19 protein-coding genes are annotated in these 19,347 nt (G+C 67.6%); 11 read left to right on the top strand and 8 right to left on the bottom strand.

The features are described 5' to 3' along the window. Positions 1-3: 3 nt before the first annotated feature. Entirely contained in the window at positions 4-258 is a 255-nt protein-coding gene (locus ABIA73_RS08630) for a hypothetical protein (protein WP_059065545.1), read from the bottom strand. 75 nt (positions 259-333) lie between these two features. Between ABIA73_RS08630 and ABIA73_RS08625 the strand changes: the two genes are divergently transcribed. Beyond that, entirely contained in the window at positions 334-1,137 is an 804-nt protein-coding gene (locus ABIA73_RS08625) for an AraC family transcriptional regulator (protein ID WP_279208207.1), read from the top strand. 72 nt (positions 1,138-1,209) lie between these two features. On the opposite strand, the gene ABIA73_RS08620 is transcribed toward ABIA73_RS08625, so the two are convergent. Genes ABIA73_RS08620 through ABIA73_RS08610 form a run of 3 tightly spaced genes read right to left on the bottom strand, consistent with a single transcriptional unit; the run spans position 1,210 to position 4,660 of the window. Then, positions 1,210-2,394 carry an ABC transporter permease gene (locus ABIA73_RS08620; protein WP_059065550.1) on the bottom strand — a complete coding sequence of 395 codons (1,185 nt, stop codon included), beginning with the start codon at positions 2,392-2,394 and terminating at the stop codon, positions 1,210-1,212. After that, the gene (locus ABIA73_RS08615; RefSeq protein ID WP_025877565.1) at positions 2,391-3,137 is read right to left on the bottom strand and encodes an ABC transporter ATP-binding protein; all 747 of its coding nucleotides are present in this window, start codon (positions 3,135-3,137) and stop codon (positions 2,391-2,393) included. The genes ABIA73_RS08620 and ABIA73_RS08615 overlap by 4 nt, the downstream gene beginning before the upstream one ends. After that, positions 3,134-4,660 carry an alpha/beta hydrolase gene (locus ABIA73_RS08610; RefSeq protein ID WP_354275645.1) on the bottom strand — a complete coding sequence of 509 codons (1,527 nt, stop codon included), beginning with the start codon at positions 4,658-4,660 and terminating at the stop codon, positions 3,134-3,136. The genes ABIA73_RS08615 and ABIA73_RS08610 overlap by 4 nt, the downstream gene beginning before the upstream one ends. A 270-nt stretch (positions 4,661-4,930) precedes the next feature. On the opposite strand from ABIA73_RS08610, the gene ABIA73_RS08605 reads away from it, so the two are divergent. The 4 genes from ABIA73_RS08605 (at position 4,931) to ABIA73_RS08590 (ending at position 8,579) form a co-directional block, all read left to right on the top strand. Beyond that, positions 4,931-5,416, top strand: a complete 486-nt coding sequence (locus tag ABIA73_RS08605; RefSeq protein WP_354275644.1) for a DUF1203 domain-containing protein — start codon at positions 4,931-4,933, stop codon at positions 5,414-5,416. Positions 5,417-5,652: 236 nt separating this feature from the next. Next, positions 5,653-6,822 carry a lytic polysaccharide monooxygenase gene (locus ABIA73_RS08600; protein ID WP_354275643.1) on the top strand — a complete coding sequence of 390 codons (1,170 nt, stop codon included), beginning with the start codon at positions 5,653-5,655 and terminating at the stop codon, positions 6,820-6,822. A 215-nt stretch (positions 6,823-7,037) separates the two neighbouring features. Beyond that, complete coding sequence (locus ABIA73_RS08595) at positions 7,038-8,210, top strand: lytic polysaccharide monooxygenase (RefSeq protein ID WP_025877570.1); 1,173 nt, start codon at positions 7,038-7,040, stop codon at positions 8,208-8,210. Between the two features lie 87 nt (positions 8,211-8,297). Beyond that, entirely contained in the window at positions 8,298-8,579 is a 282-nt protein-coding gene (locus ABIA73_RS08590; protein ID WP_025877572.1) for a DUF1883 domain-containing protein, read from the top strand. A 17-nt stretch (positions 8,580-8,596) separates the two neighbouring features. On the opposite strand, the gene ABIA73_RS08585 is transcribed toward ABIA73_RS08590, so the two are convergent. Beyond that, positions 8,597-9,346, bottom strand: coding sequence for a ferredoxin--NADP reductase (locus tag ABIA73_RS08585; protein ID WP_354275642.1), 750 nt, complete (start codon positions 9,344-9,346; stop codon positions 8,597-8,599). An 84-nt stretch (positions 9,347-9,430) separates the two neighbouring features. Between ABIA73_RS08585 and ABIA73_RS08580 the strand changes: the two genes are divergently transcribed. The 4 genes from ABIA73_RS08580 (at position 9,431) to ABIA73_RS08565 (ending at position 13,749) form a co-directional block, all read left to right on the top strand. Beyond that, a complete protein-coding gene (locus ABIA73_RS08580; protein ID WP_051501690.1) occupies positions 9,431-10,399 on the top strand; it encodes an ABC transporter ATP-binding protein in 969 nt (322 codons plus the stop codon). Continuing rightward, on the top strand, positions 10,396-11,196 hold the full coding sequence (locus ABIA73_RS08575) for an ABC transporter permease (protein ID WP_354275641.1): 801 nt from the start codon (positions 10,396-10,398) through the stop codon (positions 11,194-11,196). Before ABIA73_RS08580 ends, ABIA73_RS08575 begins: the two co-directional genes overlap by 4 nt. 686 nt (positions 11,197-11,882) lie before the next feature. Further along, on the top strand, positions 11,883-12,821 hold the full coding sequence (panE, locus tag ABIA73_RS08570) for a 2-dehydropantoate 2-reductase (RefSeq protein ID WP_315829950.1): 939 nt from the start codon (positions 11,883-11,885) through the stop codon (positions 12,819-12,821). Between the two features lie 10 nt (positions 12,822-12,831). Further along, positions 12,832-13,749, top strand: a complete 918-nt coding sequence (locus ABIA73_RS08565) for an NAD-dependent epimerase/dehydratase family protein (RefSeq protein WP_502960547.1) — start codon at positions 12,832-12,834, stop codon at positions 13,747-13,749. An 81-nt stretch (positions 13,750-13,830) separates the two neighbouring features. Here ABIA73_RS08565 and ABIA73_RS08560 read toward each other — a convergent pair whose 3' ends face one another. Further along, positions 13,831-14,628 (bottom strand): TatD family hydrolase, encoded by a 798-nt coding sequence (locus tag ABIA73_RS08560; protein WP_025877584.1) that lies wholly within the window; start codon positions 14,626-14,628, stop codon positions 13,831-13,833. A gap of 68 nt (positions 14,629-14,696) precedes the next feature. Here ABIA73_RS08560 and hrpB point away from each other — a divergent pair, with 68 nt between their 5' ends. Continuing rightward, entirely contained in the window at positions 14,697-17,204 is a 2,508-nt protein-coding gene (hrpB, locus tag ABIA73_RS08555; protein ID WP_140228480.1) for an ATP-dependent helicase HrpB, read from the top strand. 128 nt (positions 17,205-17,332) lie between these two features. After that, a complete protein-coding gene (locus tag ABIA73_RS08550) occupies positions 17,333-17,722 on the top strand; it encodes a hypothetical protein (RefSeq protein WP_025877588.1) in 390 nt (129 codons plus the stop codon). Between the two features lie 90 nt (positions 17,723-17,812). Here the strand turns inward: ABIA73_RS08550 and ABIA73_RS08545 are convergent, their stop codons facing one another. Together ABIA73_RS08545 and ABIA73_RS08540 are read right to left on the bottom strand one after the other, a co-directional pair. Next, complete coding sequence (locus ABIA73_RS08545; RefSeq protein ID WP_354275639.1) at positions 17,813-18,352, bottom strand: pseudouridine synthase; 540 nt, start codon at positions 18,350-18,352, stop codon at positions 17,813-17,815. A gap of 80 nt (positions 18,353-18,432) precedes the next feature. Then, positions 18,433-19,290, bottom strand: a complete 858-nt coding sequence (locus ABIA73_RS08540) for a class I SAM-dependent methyltransferase (protein ID WP_059065564.1) — start codon at positions 19,288-19,290, stop codon at positions 18,433-18,435. Positions 19,291-19,347 lie beyond the last annotated feature (57 nt).

The raw sequence follows: 19,347 nt of genomic DNA, 5'->3' as shown, positions 1-19,347 counted from the left end.
GTTTCAGGCTGCGCTGTCGATCAACCGTTGCAGCGCAGGATCACGCGCGCTCAGCACCTGGAACAGGCCCAGCGCGTGCAGCCCGGGCAGCAGGCTGCGCAGATCGGCTTCGGCGGCGGCACGGAGGTCGGCATCACGGGCCGGGTCCTGCCACTCCCGCACGGTGGCGAGAAAAGCACCGACGCTGCCCTTGCGCACGGTCAGGCCATTCACCTGCACAGCGTTCTGGTGGTCGGGAAGGATGTCGTGCGGCTGCATGGCGTGCTCCTGGGAGGTGGGCGCCCAGTGTCGACGCTCGCCATCGACCGTTCTGCCGTATAACTGCCAATCGATATGGCAGAACAGACATTCCAGACACCACTGATCGATCCTGCACTGGCCGATGGCAGTGAGGGGCCGGCCCTGCTCGGCACGCAGCTGGCGATGCCGGGTTCACGGCGCACCGCCCGCCACCAGCACGCGCGCGGGCAACTGCTGGGTGCCCACACCGGCCTGTTGCGGATCGAGGTGGGCGACACCCACTGGCTGCTTCCGGCCGGGCACGTGGCGTGGCTTCCGCCACAGCACCCGCATGCGCTTTCCAGCATCGGCAGCTTCGATGGCTGGAGCCTGTACTTCAGCAAGGCGGCCTGCGCGGGACTGCCCAATGCACCGCGCATCTTCCAGCCCAGCGACCTGCTGCAGGTGGCGGTGCCGCGGGCACTGCACTGGTGCGGGCAGGCGTTGGATGCGCGGCAACAGCGCTTGGCCGGGGTGATCGCCGATGAGATCGCTGCAGGCACGCCGTTGCCACTTGCGCTGCAGCAACCCGGTGACCGCCGCCTGCGCCGCATCGCCGCCGCCCTGGCACGTGCGCCACATGACACCCGCACCGTCGAGGACTGGGCAGTCGCCAGCGGCCTGTCCAGTCGCAGCCTCGCCCGCCGCTGGCAGGCCGAAACGAACATGACCCTGACCCGCTGGCGGCAGCGCCTGCGCGTGCTGCTGGCCCTGCCGCGATTGCTGGCCGGTGAATCCGTCACTACCGTGGCGCTGTCATTGGGCTACGACACGCCCAGCGCTTTCATCGCGATATTCAAGCGCGAGATGGGAGTGACGCCGGCGCGGTATGCAGAAGGAAACGCTTCACAGCGCTGAAATGCACGAGGCCCGGCATGACCGGGCCTCGTGCCACATCCGCCGGGCATGGCCCGGCGCTACCGGTTCCACTCAGCCGGAAATCGCCAGCCGCTCGTTGTGGTAGCGGCGCACGGCGGCGAACCACAGCACGGCGGCCAGCGCCAGGCTGGCGCCGAGGTAGATCGCCCAGATGGTCGGGCTGATCACCTCGTGGCGGATCACCTTCAGCAGCATCTGGTTCTGCGACAGGAACGGCACCGCGTACTGCCACAGCTCGCTCTTCACCGGGTAAGCCATCAGCGCGTAGCCGGGCAGCATCGGCAGCAGCACCAGCCAGGTCATGTGGCTCTGCGCTTCCTTCATGCTCTTGGCCGCAGCCGAGAGGAAGGTCAGCAACGAGGTGCCGATCAGCAGCATCGGCACCATCACCAGCAGCATCTGCAGCATCGAGCCGATGTTCATGTTGAGCTGCCGGCCGACGTTGCCGGGCGCGATCTGTGCGCTGGCCTTGAACGCAATCAAGGTCAGCAGCAACGAGGCGAAGCCGACCACGCAGGCGGCGGCGATCTTGCCGCTGACGATGGCACTGCGCGATCCCGGGGTCGCCAGCAACGGCTCCAGCGATTGCCGTTCGCGCTCGCCGGCGGTGGCATCCATCACCAGGTACGCGCCGCCGATGAACGAGGTCAGCGTCAGCAGCACCGGCAGCAGCATCGACAGCATCATGCCGCGCTTGGCCTCGGCACTGGCCATGTCCTGGGTGGCCACATCCAGCGGTCGTGCAACCTGTGCGTCTACGCCACGCGCCATCAGCCGCAGCGCACCAACCTGGCCGTTGTAGGTTGCCAGGGCCGCCTGCAGCCGCGCACTGGGCACTTCGGCGGCACGACGGGTGCTGTCACGGATCACTTCCACCAGCGCGGGCTTGCCATCGGCCCAGTCCTTGCCGAACTCAGGGCTGATGCGCAGGGCGACGTCGATCTCCTGCGAGCGGATCGCTTCGGCCAGATCCTTCGGTGCCGGCGCGGCGTTCAATCCCTGCGCCGCCAGGAAGCGCACCAGGTTCGGCGCATTCTCCGCACCGATGGTCGGGATCTGCAGCGGCTGTTCGATCTGGATGCGCACGCGGCTTTCCGCCAGCTTGCCCATGCCCAGGATCAGCAGCGGGTACAGCACGGGGCCGAACAGCAGGGTCAGCAGCAGTGTGCGGCGGTCACGCGAGAGGTCGCGCAGTTCCTTGCGCATCACCGTCATCAGGGTCGACATCATGCTCATGCGTGCAGGCCCTCTTCGCTGCCGATCAGTTTCACGAACGCATCTTCCAGGTTGGGCTCGCCGGACTGCGCGCGCAGTTCATCGGCACTGCCGGCGGCCATCACCGTACCCTTGGCGATGATCACGATGTGGTCACACAGCGCGCCGACCTCCTGCATGATGTGGCTGGACAGGATCACGCAGCGCCCTTCCTCGCGCAGGCCCAGCAGGAAGCGGCGCAGCGCGCGGGTGGTCATCACGTCCAGGCCATTGGTGGGTTCATCAAGGATCACGTTGCGCGGGTCGTGCACCAGCGCGCGGGCAATGGCGGTCTTGGTGCGCTGGCCCTGCGAGAAGCCATCGGTCTGCCGATCGAGGATGTCGGCCATGTCCAGCGCATGCGACAGCACTTCGATGCGTTCGCGGATGCGCGACGCCGACAGGCCATGCAGCTCGCCGAAGTAGGCGATGTTCTCGCGTGCGGTCAGCCGCTTGTAGACGCCACGTGCATCCGGCAGCACGCCGAGGTGGCGACGCACTTCCACCGGATCGCGGGCCGCGTCGATGCCATCGACGGTGATGCTGCCTTCATCGGGCGTCATCAGCGTGTAGAGCATGCGCATGGTGGTGGTCTTGCCGGCGCCGTTCGGCCCGAGCAGGCCGGTGATGCGGCCATCCTCGGCGCGGAAGCCGACATCGGCCACCGCCTGGATGCGACCGGTGCGGGTATTGAAGGCCTTGTGCAGGTTGTCGGCGACGATCATGGGGCCCATCCGTTGAACGAGGTGAACGCCGGCACGTAGCTCAGCGTGTCCAGGCAGCTGGCATCCAGCGCCTTGGCATCGGTGGTGTCGATGAACTGGCCGAGCAGGCGTGGCATGCAGCCGGCGGTGAGGGTGCCGTGGCCTTGGCCGCGGGCAACCAGCGCGCGTCCCTTCGGCAGGCCCTTGAGCACCTGCTCGGCGTAACGCGGCGGCGTCACCGGGTCCAGTTCGCCGGACAGCAGCAGCACTGGCAGGTCGCTGTGCAGCGGCACTGCCGCAGCCGCCGCAGCCGGTTGGTGCGGCCACACCGGACAGGCGGCGAAGAACGCGCGCGCCACTTCCGGGCCGACCAGGCTGTCGCTGCTTTCGACCGGCGCCTGGTAGCGCGGAGCGTCTTCGCTGCAGATCACGGACCACTGCATGCCGCGGTTGATCTGGAAATCCATGCTGCGGGTCGCACCGCGCGCCAGCGACGCCAGTGGTGCATAGCGACCCTGTGCCGCTTCATCCAGCACCAGCGGCAACAGCGAGGAGTATTGCGGTACGTAGGAGAAGGCGAACGCCAGGCCGACCACGCTGTCCGGGGTCAGCACCTCCTGCCGCGGTGCGTTGGTGCCGGGGTCGCGGTAGTCGACCGTGACCGGCGCGCGGCGCAGGGTTTCCACCACGCTGCGCAGCTGCGCACGGGTGTCGACCGGGAAGCGCTTGCTGCAGACAGCATCCTTGCGGCACTGCTCGGACTGCAGGGTGATCGCGTTGTCGAAGGTCGTGGCGAAATCGCCGCCGACCACCAGCTCGTTCGGTACCACGCCATCGATCACGATGCTGCGGGTGTGCTGCGGGTACGCGGCCGCGTAGCGCTGGGCAACGCGGGTGCCGTACGAGCCACCGACCAGGTTCAGCGTGTTGGCGCCCAGCGCCTGGCGTACCGCGTCCAGATCGGCGATGGCTTCGGCGGTGGTATAGAAGCGCGGGTCGGCACGGTCCTTCAGCGACGCAGCGCAGCGCTCCGCGTACTCGCGCAGCAGTGCCTCGCTGGGCGCAGCGTCTTCATCCATCGGCAGCTCCTTGCCGTCCGCGCCCAGGCAGCTGAGCGGATTGGAGCCGCCGGTACCGCGCTGGTCGATCAGGAAAATGTCGCGCTGCTTGCGCACCTGGCGCAGTGCCGTATCGACGATGACGGCCACCTCGCTGGCCGCCTGGCCAGGTCCGCCGGCCAGGAAGAACACCGGGTCCGGCAGGCCCGAACCGCTGTTGCCCGACTCCAGCCAGGCCACGCGCAGATCGATCCTGCGGCCATCCGGCCTGCTCCGGTCTTCGGGCACCTGGAACGTCGCGCACTGCGCCTCGACGTTGGCATTGGCACCTTCGGTGGCCAGCGTGCAGGGGCGGAAATCGATCTGGCCGTAGCGGCGGCTGGGTGTATCGCCCGCGCCGTCGGACCCTGCCTGCGGCGGTGCACTGCAGCCGGCAATCAGCATGCTGGCCAGCAACCCGGCCCGCGCGAAATGGTGTCTTTGCATCGTGCGTGATTCCCCTGGGGATGTTCCTGTCCACCACGACGGTGTGCCGCGGCAGATGTGACCAATCGAATGTGGCCCAACTTACACGCGCCGGGCGCTGGCGGCGACAGGCGGATGTCCTGGGCCGGCGTCGGTACGGCCACCAGACGGTTGCGACCCTCGTCCTTTGCCCGCTACAGGGGGTATCGGCCAGCGCGATGAGGTGGCGGAAAATGGCGAGCAGGCGGCCCGTGGCGCCGGCAGAATGCGCGCAGAACCGGGAGACACTCCATGCATCCGTGGCAACTCAGTGGCATCGACCACCAGCCGTTCGAGGCGCTTTTCGAATCCAGCGACGATGCGCTGGCCGCGCGGGGAATCGTGCGCCGGCGCGCCGGCGACAGCGGCGGCTACCCCTGCAGGGTCAGCCTGACCGACGCGCCTGCCGGTGCAGAACTGCTTCTGCTGCCCTACACACACCTGGCCACGCATTCGCCATACCGCTCCTCGGGCCCGATCTTCGTGCAGCGCGGTGCAACCCGCTGCGTGCTGCCAGCGGGCGTGGTACCTGCCTACGTGCAGCGGCGGCTGATCTCGGTGCGCGCCTATGACAGCGCGGACTTCATGCTGAGCGGCCTGGTCTGCCAGGGCACCGAGGTTGCCACGCACCTGGACCGGCTGTTCGCCGATACAACGGTGGCCTTCGTGCAGCTGCACAACGCAGGACATGGATGCTTTTCGTGCCAGGTGAATCGGGTCGGCCCCCCGCGGCAATGACGTTGCACGGGAACGTGATCGTCGCCGCGCCGCAGGCGTGACCGCCAGCGTGTTCGTTCAGTGTGGCGTGAAGCCTGCGGGAAGGGCTTCACACACGTAGTCACGGATCGGCATTGACGTGGTTTCCCACTGCGTGTTGCAGCTCGATACTCGCGGCGGTACCGCTCATCGTCCGTCGCCCGATACGGCGTGGGTGCTGCGGTCACCGCTCCCTTCGACGACCACAAGGATGCGCCATGTCTCTGCGATACACCCCATTGCTGTTGGCCACCGTCTTCGTTGGCGCCGGTGTTGGCGTTGCCGGCAACGCCGCTGCACACGGCACGATGATCACCCCGGTCAGCCGCGTCTATGCCTGCTTCCAGGGCAACCCGGAGAACCCCACCAACCCGGCCTGCGCGGCCGCCAAGGCAGTGGCCGGCTCGCAGGCGTTCTACGACTGGAACGGCATCAACCAGGCCAACGCCAACGGCAACCACCAGGCCGTGGTGCCCGACGGCAAGCTGTGCAGCGGCAACAACCCGACCTTCCGCGGCCTGGACCTGGAGCGCAGCGACTGGCAGACCACACCGATCCAGCCCGATGCGAACGGCAGGTTCACCTTCGTGTTCAAGGCGACCGCCCCGCACGCTACGCGCGACTGGAAGTTCTACGTCACCCGCGCCGGCTGGCAACCGGGCAGCCCGCTGCGCTGGGCCGACCTGCAGGAATTCTGCTCGCTGGGCAACACGCCGCTGTCGGCCGATGGCACCTACAAGCTGCAGTGCACGCTGCCGCAGCGCAGCGGCCAGCATGTGATCTACAACACCTGGCAGCGCGCCGATTCCACCGAAGCGTTCTATACCTGCATGGACGTGCGCTTTGAAGGCGGCGGCGGTACCACGCCGGTGCCGCAGTGGCAGGATGCCGGGCCGGTGACTGCACGTACCGAGCTGCCGGTGGGCACCACCCTGGCGCTGCGTGTGTTCAATGCCAACGGCAACGACGTGGAACGCGTGGAAGCCACCCTGGCCGCAGGCCAGACCACGCCGGCGCAGTGGCCGTTGGCGCTTGCGCGCAAGGTCAACGCCAGTGCCCAGCACGCGCGCGTTGGCGTACTCAGCAACGGCGCGATCACGCCGACCGCCTCGGCCACCGACAACCGCGTGTACCTGAAGGACGGCAACCGCTTCCAGCTGGACACCAAGGTGCCAGATCCGGGTACGCCGTCACCCGGCGGTGATTTCGACCATGTGTATCCGGCCGGTATCGGCAGCTACGTGCCCGGGCAGACCGTGGTGAAGAGCAGCGACGGCAAGCTGTACGCCTGCCGCCCGTTCCCGGAAGGCGCGTGGTGCAACGTCAATGCCGAGGCGTACCGGCCGGGTGTGGGTTCGGCCTGGCGCGATGCCTGGCTGCCGTACTGAGTGACTGAGTGACTGAGCGGGGGTGGCGCGCGCGTGCCGCCCCGCTTCTGCAATGGGGCAGAGGCAGGCCTGCGGGTCCGGCTTGAAGTGTTAACCCGTTCGCGCAGGCACTGCACATCCCGTCGCAGCCTGCAGCTTTTCGGAATCGTTGAATGGTTGGCGCTGTGCATCGTGTGGAGACTCGCTGGACCTTCCACCGTCCACAGGACCCCATCATGCAACCGCTCAATCGACTTGCTCTCGCGGTGGCTGCCATCGCCAGCCTGGGCGCCTCTGCCAGCGCGCTGGCACACGGCACCATGTCCAAACCCACCAGCCGGGTGTACGCCTGCTACCAGGGCAATCCAGAGCAGCCGACCAACCCCGCCTGTGCTGCGGCCAAGGACATCGGCGGCGCACAGCCCTTCTACGACTGGGCCGGCATCAACCAGGCCAATGCCAATGGCAACCACCAGGCAGTCGTTCCCGACGGCGAGCTGTGCAGCGGTGGCAACAGCAAGTACCGCGGCCTGGATCTGGACCGGTCCGATTGGTCGACCACGCCGATCCGCGCCGATGGCAACGGCCGTTACACCTTTGAATTTCTTGCCTCTGCCCCGCATGCCACCCGCGAATGGAAGTTCTACGTCACCCGCGATGGCTGGCAGCCGGGCAGCCCGCTGCGCTGGGCCGACCTGCAGGAGTTCTGCACGCTGGGCGACGTCCCGTTGTCCGCGGGCGGTGTCTACAAGCTGGACTGCCCACTGCCCCAGCGCAGCGGCCAGCACCTGATCTACAACACCTGGCAGCGCTCGGATTCGGCCGAGGCCTTCTATACCTGCATGGACGTGCGTTTCGAGGGAGGCGGTGGCGTCGAGCCGCCACCGCAATGGCAGGATGCCGGTCCGGTCACCGCCCGCGGCGCGCTGGAAGTGGGCACCACCCTGACCCTGCGCGTGTTCAACGCCCAAGGCAACGATCTGGAGCGCCCGGAGATCACCCTGGCCGCCGGCCAGACTGCGGCGAACCAGTGGCCGCTGGCTCTGGCCCATGCGGTCAACGCCAGTGCACAGCAGGCGCGCGTTGGTGTGATGAACAATGGTGTGATCAGGCCGATCGCCTCGGCCACCGAGAACCGCGTCTATCTGAAGCCGGGTCATCGGTTCCAGCTCGACACACGCGTTCCGGATCCGGTCGATCCTGTGGATCCACCGCCGGGTGGCGACTACGACTTCGTGTATCCGGCCGGACTTGGCAGCTACAAGCCCGGCGAGACCGTGGTGAAGGGCACCGACGGCAAGCTGTACGCCTGCCGCCCGTTCCCGGAAGGCGCGTGGTGCAACGTCAACGCCGAGGCCTACCGGCCGGGCGTGGGTTCGGCCTGGCGCGATGCGTGGGTGCCGTACTGACCGGGAAGGAGCCGGAGGCAGCCGCTGGCTGCCTCCACTGATCACCGCGGCCTGCACTCGCAACGGCCATCCGGAGGGCAGAAGCAGATGAACTACCTGAAATGGGACCTTGGAATCCTGCAGGCGGGTGACGTGATTGAAATCACTCTGACCCGCGCCGCCAACGTGCGCTTGATGACACCAAGCAATCTGGCCAGTTACCGGAATGGGCGAAGGCATCAGTTCCACGGCGGGCTGGTCAGCACGTCACCCTTCCACCTCACGGTGCCCTCTTCGGGCCCATGGCATCTGACCATAGACATGGCCGGACTGGCGGGCAGCACCCAAGCCTCGGTGCAGGTGCTGCCGCGCCCCTTGCCACCTGCCTGATCCCGGCGGCAGCGGTCTTATTTGCTGCTGACGTACTTCTCGCGGCGGATCTGCGGATTACCCAGGCCCGCCGCCTTCAGCGCTTCGGCGCAGGCGTCGACCATGTCCGGATTGCCGCACAGGTAGGCGATGTCGGTGGCCGGGTCCGGCGTGAACGCCGCCAGCGCCTGCTGCACATAGCCATGGTGTACTTCCGGGTGCGGCTCGGCCGGCAGTTCCCGCGACAGGCAAGGCACATAACGGAAGTTCGGGTGCTTTTCGGCGAAGCTGTAGAAGTCTTCGCTGTACAGCAGTTCCCCCGGGCTGCGGGCGCCCTGCAGCAGGACCACCTGCACGCCACGCTCGGCCATCGCCGTTGCCAGCAACGGCAGCATCGAGCGGTACGGGGTGACGCCGGTACCGGTGGCGATCAGCAGGTAGCGGCCGTTGTGGTCGCCGGGGTTCAGGCAGAACCGACCGTAGGGACCGGACGCGCTGACCTGGCCGCCGATGTCCAGCGCCTCGAACAGCGCCGTGGCGGCGCCACCGGGTACGAAGCTGACCGCGATATCCACCGCCTCGCCTGGCCCCAGCGCGTGGTCATGGATGGTCGCCAGCGAATAGCTGCGCTTGGTTTCGGTGCCATCGGCGTAGCTGAAATGGACCTGGATGAACTGGCCGGGCTGGAAATCCAGCGGCTGGCCGTCGTCACGCACGAACTGGTAATGGCCGATGGAGGGCGCCAGCATGCGGCGGTCGACCAGTTTGATGGGGAATTGGACAGGCACGACTTTTCGGGACAGTGTGTAGCCGGGGCAAGCCCTCGGGGTCTTCTATAATAGACCTTCCCCGCCCCTCTCCAGCGCCAGCCCATGGGCGCGAAGGCTTCGAGCTTGGCTTCCCTGAACGATACGGCGCCCGCCCTGCGCGTGCGCGACCTGCGTAAAACCTATGACAACGGCACCCAGGCCCTGAAAGGGGTCTCGCTGGAAGTGGCCCCGGGCGACTTCTTCGCCCTGCTGGGCCCGAACGGTGCCGGCAAGTCCACCCTGATCGGCATCATCAGTTCCCTGGTCAACCTCAGCGAGGGCCAGGTGGAAGTGTTCGGCAGCGACCTGGTGCGCAACCGCAGCGCCACCATGCGCCTGATCGGGCTGGTGCCGCAGGAGATCAACTTCAACCTGTTTGAAAAGCCCTTCGACATCCTGGTGAACTACGCCGGCTTCTACGGCGTGCCGCGCGCCGAAGCCGAGCAGATGGCCGAAGTCGAGCTCAAGCGCGCCCACCTGTGGGAGAAGGCGCAGGTGATGAGCCGCACCCTGTCAGGTGGCATGAAGCGCCGGCTGATGATCGCCCGCGCGATGATGACCCGGCCGCGCCTGCTGATCCTGGACGAACCGACCGCTGGCGTGGACATCGAGATCCGCCGCGACATGTGGCGGGTGCTGAAGGAGATCAACGCCGCCGGCACCACGATCATCCTCACCACCCACTACCTGGAAGAGGCCGAGCACCTGTGCCGCAACCTGGCCATCATCGACCACGGCCAGATCGTCACCCAGGGCCCGATGCGCGAACTGCTGGCCAAGCTTGACGTGGAAGGCTTCCTGCTGGACATCGACGGCACCCTGCCCGCCCAGTTGCCGGTGATCGAGGGGGCAACCCTGACCGCCACCGACGGCCATACGCTGGACATCGACATGCCACGTGCGATGGACCTCAACCGCGTGTTCGAGGCACTGAACGCGGCGGGCATCCGCGTGCGCTCGATGCGTACCAAGAGCAACCGCCTGGAGGAACTGTTCGTGCGCCTCACTGGCAACCAGGAGACGTCCGCATGAGCAGCACCCCGACCCCGGTCCTGACCGACGGCCAGCACAACCGCATCGCACTGATGACCATCGTGCGCCGCGAAGTCGCCCGCATCATGCGCATCTGGGGCCAGACCCTGGTACCGCCGGCGATCACCATGACCCTGTACTTCCTGATCTTCGGCGGCCTGATCGGTTCGCGCGTGGGCGACATGGGCGGCTACACCTACATGCAGTTCATCGTGCCGGGCCTGGTGATGATGAGCGTGATCCAGAACAGCTACGGCAACATCAGCTCCTCGTTCTTCGGCGCCAAGTTCGGCCGCCACGTGGAAGAGCTGCTGGTCAGCCCGATGCCGAACTGGGTGATCCTGTGGGGCTACGTGGCCGGTGCGGTGCTGCGCGGCCTGATGGTGGGCGTGATCGTGCTGATCATCGCGATGTTCTTCACTCCGGTGCGCATCCCGCATCCGCTGGTGACGCTGACCACGGTGATCCTGGGCGCGACGATCTTCTCGCTGGCCGGCTTCATCAACGCGGTGTATGCGAAGAAGTTCGATGACGTGGCGATCGTGCCGACCTTCATCCTGACTCCGCTGACCTACCTGGGCGGCGTGTTCTATTCGGTGGAGCTGCTGCCGCCATGGGCGGAGGCGGCCACGCACGCGAACCCGATCTTCTACATGGTCAACGCGTTCCGCTATGGCCTGCTGGGCAGCAGCGATGTGCCGGTGGTGGTGGCGTATGCGCTGATGATCGGTTTCGTGGTGGTGCTGACGGCGCTGGCGCTGTGGTTGTTGCGCCGTGGCGTGGGCATGCGCAGCTGAGGCTGTTCTGCAGGGCCTGCGGCCCTGCACCCGCGCTGGTAGTGCCGGCCGCTGGCCGGCAACAGCAACGTCAACAGCAACGTCAACGTCAAAAGCGAGATATCCGTGGGATGGCGGGATGGTGTCGGGTTGCGGGGACGCCGCAAGTACGTCCTTGTAGGCTTGGCCGCGCCATCCATGGCGCGGACACCCCGCAACCCGACACCACCCCGCCTTCGACAGTTTTCCGCTGCTGTCGGAACGGCGTCTGTGCTGCTGTTGGTGGGTGTCGACCCTGGTCGACACAGTAGATCCACGCCATGCGTGGATGAAGCATTCGCGATGGAGCCGAGCATCTGCTCGGCTCTTTTCGTTTGTGAGCTGATGGATATAGATCCATCGGAAAGATGATCGCGAGGAACGAGCGAAGCGACCCGCTGTTGCTTTTGATTTTCTTCTTTGTTTTCCGTGGTGGACGCACACGGAACACGTCCGTGGCCGGGTGGGTAGGTTGTGCAGGGGCGTGAGCCGCATGGATGCGGCGACCGAGCCTACAGGGACGTATTTACGGCGTCCCCTGCGCAACCTACCCACCCGGCCAGCCTCATGGACCGCGCTTTGCGCGAACCACCACGAGGGGCTCAGCCGTTGGCCGCAAACTCCGGCACAATCGCTGCAGTGAATCCCCCAACTGCAGTGAGCGTGCAATGCGTATCCTGATCCTCGGCGCCGGCGGTACCGGCGGTTACTTCGGTGGTCGCCTGGCCCAGGCTGGCGTGGACGTGACCTTCCTCGTGCGCCCCGCGCGCGCTGCGCAGCTGGATCGTGATGGCCTGGTGCTGCGCAGCCCGGTGGGCGATGCCACGTTCCCGGTGCAGCACGTCACCGCAGATGCCCTGCCTGCGCTGGCCGCGGACAAGCCGTTCGATCTGGTGATCCTCAGCTGCAAGGCCTACGACTTGGACAGCTCGATCGATGCCATCGCCCCGGCGGTGGGCGCGGGCACCACCGTGCTGCCGATCCTCAACGGCCTGCATCACTACAACGCGCTCGACGCGCGCTTCGGCCGCGACGCCGTGCTCGGCGGTCTGTGCTTCATCAGTGCGACCAAGGCGCCTGATGGGGCGGTGCTGCACCTGGGCAAGCCGGCCAAGCTGACCTTCGGCGAACGCGATGGCGGTGCGATCTCCGCGCGCGTGCAGGCGTTCGCAGCAGCCTGCTCGCAGGCCAATCTCGATCATCTGGCCAGTGAGCACATCGACCAGGAACAGTGGATCAAGTACACGTTCCTCACCGCGCTGGCGGCGGCCACCTGCCTGCTGCGTGCGGACATCGGCACGATCGTGGCCACCGACGACGGCGACGCCATCGTGCGTGGGCTCTATGACGAATGCCTGGCGGTGGCCGAAGCAGCGGGTGAGCCGGTGCCGCAGGCGGCGCAGGACACCGCGCGTGGCACCCTGACCCAGGCCGGTTCGGCGTTGAAGGCGTCGATGCTGCGCGACCTGGAGGCAGGCCAGCAGGTGGAAGCGGCCCAGATCGTCGGCGACATGCTGGCGCGTGCGCGCGCCGCGGGCCAGGAAGCGTTGCTGCTGCAGGTCGCCTACAGCAGCCTGCAGGCCTACCAGGCCCAGCGCTCGGTGTGATCCGATGAACATGCCTGGCCCGTTGCCGAAGCGCGTACTGATCCTCGGCATGGGCTGGAGTGGCCGCGTGTTGGCCGCGCGCCTTCAGGCCCAGGGCGTACACGTGGAAGGCACGGTGCGCGATCCGGCGTCGGCACCTGACGATGGCCTGCCGCGTCATCAGCTGCGTGCCGACGCCGCGCTTGCCCCGAGCCTGCTGGCTGCGATTGCCCATGCCGACGCGGTGCTGTGCAGCGTCCCTCCCGATGCCGAGGGCGACCCGGCGCTGCGCCTGCTGCATGCCGCGTTGCGCGACAGCAGTTCACTGCGTTGGCTCGGTTACCTGTCGTCGACCTCGGTCTACGGCGACCGCGACGGTGGCTGGATCAATGAGCACAGCGTGGCCGATGCCACCGGGCCGGCAGGCATGCAGCGTCGCCTCGCCGAAACGCAATGGCGTGCGCTGGCGGATGCGCGCGGTATCGCCTCGGCGATGTTCCGCCTGCCGGGCCTCTACGGACCCGGGCGCAACGCGCTGCTGCAGCTGGCGCAGGGCCGCGCGCGGCACGTGGTGCGGCCAGGGCTGGTGTTCAATCGCCTGCACGTGGACGACCTGGCTGCGGTGGTGATCGCCGCGATGCAACGCCCCATGGCCAACGCACTGTATCTGCCGAGCGATGACGAACCGGCGCCGCCGCAGGATGTACTGGCCTTCGCTGCGCAGCTGGGGGGATTTACCCTGCCGCCCGCGGTGGCCTGGGACGATCCATCAGTGAGCGCGACATTGCGGCGCTTCTACCAGAGCAGCAAGCGCATCGACAGCCGCAGCACGCGCGACGCGCTGGGCTGGACGCCGCGGTTTCCAACGTATCGGGAAGGGCTGACGGATCTTGCCGCTTCGCTCGCCGGGCATGGCCCGGCGCTACCGGATCCGGACGCTCCCCGCTGACGGATATTACCGCTTCGCTCGCCGGGCATGGCCCGGCGCTACCGGATCCGGGCGCTCCCGGCCGGCACTACCGTTTGCCGATCAGGCGGCGTCCGGCAACCGGAAGAACGCACGCGTGGCAGCCGTGGCGTTTGCCGCCGTGGTCTGCACATCCTCACCACGGTCCCGCGCCAGCTCTTCCACGATGTGCGACAGGAACACCGGTTCGTTGCGGCGGTCCTTCGGCATCGGCTTCAAGGTGCGCGGCAGCAGGTACGGTGCGTCGGTCTCGATCATCAACCGGTTGGCCGGAATGTTCTTCACCAGCTCGCGCAGGTGGCCACCGCGCCGCTCGTCGCACAGCCAACCGGTGATGCCGATGTACCAGTCCTGGTCGAGATAATCGAACAGCTCCTGGCGCTCGCCGGTGAAGCAGTGCACCACGGCCGGACCGATGCGGCCTTCGAAGTTCTTCATCTGCGCCATGAAATCGGCATGCGCGTCGCGCTGGTGCAGGAACAGCGGCTTGCCATTGTCTGCGGCCAGCTGCAGCTGGCGCTCGAACGCGCGATGCTGCGCCGGGCGCGGCGAGAAATCGCGGAAGTAATCCAGCCCGCACTCTCCCACCGCCACCACTTCGGCATGGGCGTGCAGCGCGCGCATCTCCGCATCGCACTCGTCGGTGTACTCCACCGCGTGGTGCGGGTGCACGCCGGCGGTGGCGTACAGGAAGCCCGGGTGCTGCTGCGCCAGCTGCAGGGCCAGCGGCGAATGCTCGCGGCTGGCACCGGTGATGATCATCTGCACCACACCGGCCTGGCGTGCGCGGTCCAGCACGGCGTCGCGGTCGCGGTCGAAGGAGTCGTGGGTCAGGTTGGCGCCGATATCGATCAGATGCATGGGGGCAGCAGAGGCAGGAAAACCCGCGCATTGTACCCGTGCCCGCCATGGCCCCTTATCCTTTGCAGATGAACGCCCCGCAATTCCCCATCTCTCCGCTGCTGCCGCAGATCCAGCAGCACCTGGCCGTGCACCCGCGGCTGGTGCTGGAAGCCCCGCCTGGCGCGGGCAAGACCACCCAGGTGCCGTTGGCGCTGCTCGATGCGCCGTGGCTGGAGGGCCGCAGGATCATCCTGCTGGAACCACGCCGGGTGGCCGCGCGCAGTGCCGCGATGTTCATGGCGCGCCAGCTCGGTGAGGAGGTCGGCGGCATCGTCGGCTACCGCATCCGCTTCGAGAACAAGGTATCGGCGCGCACGCGCATCGAGGTCGTCACCGAGGGCATCCTGACCCGGATGCTGCAGGACGATCCAATGCTGGAAACCGTGGGTGCGATCCTGTTCGATGAATTCCACGAGCGCCACCTCAGTGGCGACCTGGGCCTGGCGCTGGCGCTGGACGTGCAGTCGCAGCTGCGCGATGACCTGCGGTTGCTGGTGATGTCGGCGACGCTCGATGGTGAACGCCTGGCGCGCTTCCTCGATGCACCACGACTGAGCAGCGAAGGCCGCAGCTATCCGGTGGCGATCAGCCACTTCCCTGCCCGGCGTGACGAGGCGCTGGAACTGCAGGTGCGGCGCGCGGTGCAGCAGGCGCTGGCCGAGCACCCCGGTGACCTGCTGGTGTTCCTGCCCGGCCAACGTGAGATCGCACGCGTGCAGGCAGGCCTGCAGGACAGTCTTGCTGGCGCTGCGGTGGACGTACTGGCCCTGCACGGTGAACTGCCGGTGGAACAGCAGGCGCGCGTGCTGCAGGCCGCCAGCGACGGCCGCCGCCGCGTGGTGCTGGCCACCAACGTCGCCGAATCCTCGGTGACCCTGCCCGGCGTGCGCGTGGTGATCGACAGCGGCCAGGCGCGCGAGCCCCGCTACGACCCCAACAGTGGATTCACCCGCTTGGACGTGGTCGCCATTGCGCAGGCCTCGGCCGACCAGCGTGCCGGCCGTGCCGGGCGCGTGGCCGAGGGCGTGGCCTGGCGGCTGTGGCCGCAGTCGCAGCGGCTGGAACCGCAGCGTCGCGCCGAGATCGACCAGGTTGAACTGGCCGGCCTTGCGCTGGAACTGGCCGCCTGGGGCAGCAGCGACCTGCGCTTCCTTGACCCGCCACCGACCGGGCCGATGGCCGCCGCACGCGAACTGCTGCAGCGCCTGGGCGCGTTGTCCAGCAGCGGCGCGATCACTGCACTCGGCCGTCGCGTACTGGCGCTGGGCACCCACCCGCGGATGGCCGCGATGCTGCTGGCCGCAGCTGATGCCCGCGCGCAGGCGTTGGCCGCCGATCTGGCGGCATTGCTGGAAGCTCGTGACCCATTGCGCCAGGGCGGTGATGCACTGGCCGCACGCTGGCGCGCACTGGCGGCCTTCCGCAACGGCCGTGCGCCGGCCGACGCCAATCGCAGTGGCCTGGCCGCCATCGATGCCGCTGCCAAACAGTGGCGCCGTCGCCTGCGTTGTGACGCTACACCGCCCGCCAGCATCGAGGCCCACGAACTGGGCGACCTGCTGGCCCATGCCTTCCCCGATCGCATTGCCTTCCAGCATCCGAACGACCCGCTGCGTTACCTGCTGGCCAACGGCCGCAGCGCCCGCCTGCATGAACTGAGCGACCTGCGGGGCGAACCGTGGCTGGTGGCCAGCGAACTGCGCTTCGAGGCGCGCGACGCGCTGCTGCTGCGCGCCGCACCGGTGGATGAAGGCTATCTGCGCAGGCACTGGCCCGAGCGCTTCGTAACCGAAGACGCGGTGCGCTGGGATGACACCCGCCGCGCCCTGGTCGCGCTGCGCGAAACACGCTTCGACCGCATCGTGATGGACAGCCGTTCGGCTGGCCGGGTTGATCCGCAGCTGGCGGCGCAGGCACTGACCGACGCCGTTGCCGAGCTTGGCCTGCAGGCATTGCCATGGACCGACGGTCTGCGCCAGTGGCAGGCACGGGTGGAATCGCTGCGGCGCTGGATGCCGGAGCTGGGCCTGCCCGACTGCAGTGATGCCGCATTGCTGGCCAACCGTGCGCAGTGGCTGCAGCCGGCGTTCGCGGGCAGGACACGGCTGGATGCACTGGACGAGGCCAGTTTCGGCGAAGCGCTGAAGTCGCCACTGGAATGGTCGCAACGGCAGCTGGTCGAGCGCCACGCGCCCACCCGGATCACCGTGCCGTCAGGGCTGGAGCGGCCGATCAGCTACGCGCTGGACGGCGAAAGCGGCGAGCCGTTGCCGCCGGTGCTGGCGGTGAAGCTGCAGGAGTTGTTCGGCCTGGCCGATACGCCACGCATCGCCGATGGCCGGGTGCCGCTGACCCTGCACCTGCTGTCGCCGGGTGGCCGGCCGTTGCAGGTCACCCAGGATCTGCGCAATTTCTGGGAAAACACCTACGCCGAGGTGAAGAAAGAGATGAAGGGCCGTTACCCGCGCCACCCGTGGCCGGACGACCCTTGGACGGCTACCGCGACCCACCGGGCCAAGCCGCGCGGGACGTAATGCGCGCCGACACCCCGCCCGTTCCTGAATGGCTGCGGTAGAGTCACACCACGCGCCCGCCTGACTGACATACCGTTTACGGGCAACAGGCGACACTGGACTTCGACCCGAGGCAAGGACACCCCCGCATGAGCAAGCTGACCGTAATCACCGACCGCGCCCTGGAGCGCGCCCTCGACCTGGCCCATACCGCAGGCGATGGCCTGAAGAGCGCGGGCGGCAGCCTGCGTCACCTCGGCCCGCAGGCCAGCGACTGGATCAAGACCGGTGCCGCCCTTGGCGCGGTGAAGACCGGCGGCAAGGTCGCCACCAAGTTCGCCCGCCGCAATCCGGCGGTGACCATCGCGGCAGCTGCCGTGGGCGTAGGCCTGCTGGGCTATGCGCTGTACCGCAAGCAGCAGAAGAAGAAGGCCGCCAACGGCCATGTGGTCAACGGCCAGGCCCAGCGCATCAATGCGCGCGATCGCCGCAACGACACCGTGGTCGACGAGCACAGCGATATCGGCAGCGACGCCTGATTGACCGGGGTCGGAACCCTTCCGCAGGAAGGGCTCTGACCCAATGACGCTGCACGAGGGTCGGACGCCGCAAGGCCTCCGGCCTTTTTTTCAGCCGATCTGCCGCCACTGCCCGGGCTGCAGGTCATCCAGCCGGTATGGCCCCATTGCAGCGCGTACCAGCCGCAGCGTCGGCAGGTTCACCGCAGCGGTCATCCGCCGCACCTGGCGGTTACGCCCCTCGCGGATCGTGATCGCCAGCCAGCTGTCGGGCACCGTCTTGCGGAAGCGCACCGGCGGATCGCGCGGCCACAGTTCAGGCGCAGGATCGAGGCGCTCGATTTTCGCCGGCAGCGTCGGCCCGTCATTGAGCACCACGCCATCGCGCAGCAGCTGCAGCTGCCCATCGCTGGGCGTGCCTTCCACCTGCACCCAGTAGAGCTTGTCCGCCTTGTGCTTCGGGTCGGTCAACTTGTGCGCCAGCGTACCGTTGTCGGTCAGCAGCAGCAGGCCTTCACTGTCATGGTCGAGGCGGCCGGCAGCGTAGACGCGCGGCGGCAAACCGAAGCCGGCCAATGTCGGCCGCGGCGGCACGCTGCGGTCGGTGAACTGGCAGAGCACGTTGAACGGCTTGTTGAAGGCAATCAGCATCGTGGGGACGGCAGGCGGCGGGCAGGGCATTGTCCCATGCCACGCCGCGTGCTCGCCGGGCATGGCCCGGCGCTACCGGGTCACGGCTTCACGAAACGCAGGGTCATGCGATCGCTTTCACCGATGGCCTGGTACTTGGCGTCATCCGCCTTGTCATGCTGGTTGGTCGGCGGCAGGGTCCACACGCCATTCGGATGGTCCTTGGTATCGCGCGGGTTGGCATTGACCTCGGTGCGCGCGTCGAGCTTGAAACCGGCGGCCTCGGCCATCGCGATCACCTGCTGCTGGCCCACATAACCGGTGTCGTCAGCGTCGGCCACGTCGGCCTTGGCGCGGTGCTCGACCACGCCGAGCACGCCGCCCGGCTTGAGCACGTTGAAGAAGCCCTGGAACATGCCCTGCGCCTGGCCGGCCTTGCGCCAGTTGTGCACGTTGCGGAAGGTCAGCACCACATCGGCCGAGTTGGCTGCACCGAACACCGGCTTGGCCGGGTCGTAGGCAACCACGGCGGTTTTATCGAACAGTGCCGGTGCGGCGGCGTACTTCTTTTCCAGGCTGTCGCGGCTACGCTGCTGGTAGTCGCGGCCGCGACCTTCAGCCACGGCCTGCGGATCGACCACCGCGGCAATGTAATGACCCTTGTCGCGCAGCAGCGGCGCCAGGATCTCCGAGTACCAGCCATTGCCCGGGGTGATCTCGATGACGGTCTTTTCCGGCGCGACGCCAAAGAAGCCCAAGGTCTGCGCAGGATGACGGAAACCGTCGCGCTTGACGTTGGCGGGGTCGCGGGTCGAGGCCTTCACCGCGGCATCGATCGCGGGCGACACCTGGATCTTTGCCGGTGCGACCGTGGCCGGCGCGGCGAATGCGGGAACGGCAACCAGCAGCGCCGAAGCAAGCAGCAGGCGGCAACCACGCAGGGATGAGGCAGCAATCATCGGGGCGACTCCAGCGGAAGATGCGGCGAGACTAGCAGCCGCCGCGCCGCAGGTGTT

Origin of the sequence: Stenotrophomonas sp. 2694, assembly GCF_040548715.1 — a bacterium.
Classification (GTDB): domain Bacteria; phylum Pseudomonadota; class Gammaproteobacteria; order Xanthomonadales; family Xanthomonadaceae; genus Stenotrophomonas; species Stenotrophomonas indicatrix.
Note: the sequence above shows the minus strand (reverse complement) of the source record. Positions and strands in the feature narration are given on the sequence as shown.

Coding starts and splice junctions, on each gene's coding strand:
- hrpB (WP_140228480.1), top strand. CDS start 14,697: ATGAACGCCCCGCAATTCCCCATCTCTCCGCTGCTGCCGCAGATCCAG.
- ABIA73_RS08630 (WP_059065545.1), bottom strand. CDS start 258: ATGCAGCCGCACGACATCCTTCCCGACCACCAGAACGCTGTGCAGGTG.
- ABIA73_RS08545 (WP_354275639.1), bottom strand. CDS start 18,352: ATGCTGATTGCCTTCAACAAGCCGTTCAACGTGCTCTGCCAGTTCACC.
- ABIA73_RS08590 (WP_025877572.1), top strand. CDS start 8,298: ATGAACTACCTGAAATGGGACCTTGGAATCCTGCAGGCGGGTGACGTG.
- ABIA73_RS08605 (WP_354275644.1), top strand. CDS start 4,931: ATGCATCCGTGGCAACTCAGTGGCATCGACCACCAGCCGTTCGAGGCG.
- ABIA73_RS08620 (WP_059065550.1), bottom strand. CDS start 2,394: ATGAGCATGATGTCGACCCTGATGACGGTGATGCGCAAGGAACTGCGC.
- ABIA73_RS08580 (WP_051501690.1), top strand. CDS start 9,431: ATGGGCGCGAAGGCTTCGAGCTTGGCTTCCCTGAACGATACGGCGCCC.
- ABIA73_RS08600 (WP_354275643.1), top strand. CDS start 5,653: ATGTCTCTGCGATACACCCCATTGCTGTTGGCCACCGTCTTCGTTGGC.
- ABIA73_RS08595 (WP_025877570.1), top strand. CDS start 7,038: ATGCAACCGCTCAATCGACTTGCTCTCGCGGTGGCTGCCATCGCCAGC.
- ABIA73_RS08625 (WP_279208207.1), top strand. CDS start 334: ATGGCAGAACAGACATTCCAGACACCACTGATCGATCCTGCACTGGCC.
- ABIA73_RS08540 (WP_059065564.1), bottom strand. CDS start 19,290: ATGATTGCTGCCTCATCCCTGCGTGGTTGCCGCCTGCTGCTTGCTTCG.
- ABIA73_RS08610 (WP_354275645.1), bottom strand. CDS start 4,660: ATGCAAAGACACCATTTCGCGCGGGCCGGGTTGCTGGCCAGCATGCTG.
- ABIA73_RS08565 (WP_502960547.1), top strand. CDS start 12,832: ATGCCTGGCCCGTTGCCGAAGCGCGTACTGATCCTCGGCATGGGCTGG.
- ABIA73_RS08550 (WP_025877588.1), top strand. CDS start 17,333: ATGAGCAAGCTGACCGTAATCACCGACCGCGCCCTGGAGCGCGCCCTC.
- ABIA73_RS08615 (WP_025877565.1), bottom strand. CDS start 3,137: ATGATCGTCGCCGACAACCTGCACAAGGCCTTCAATACCCGCACCGGT.
- ABIA73_RS08560 (WP_025877584.1), bottom strand. CDS start 14,628: ATGCATCTGATCGATATCGGCGCCAACCTGACCCACGACTCCTTCGAC.
- ABIA73_RS08575 (WP_354275641.1), top strand. CDS start 10,396: ATGAGCAGCACCCCGACCCCGGTCCTGACCGACGGCCAGCACAACCGC.
- panE (WP_315829950.1), top strand. CDS start 11,883: ATGCGTATCCTGATCCTCGGCGCCGGCGGTACCGGCGGTTACTTCGGT.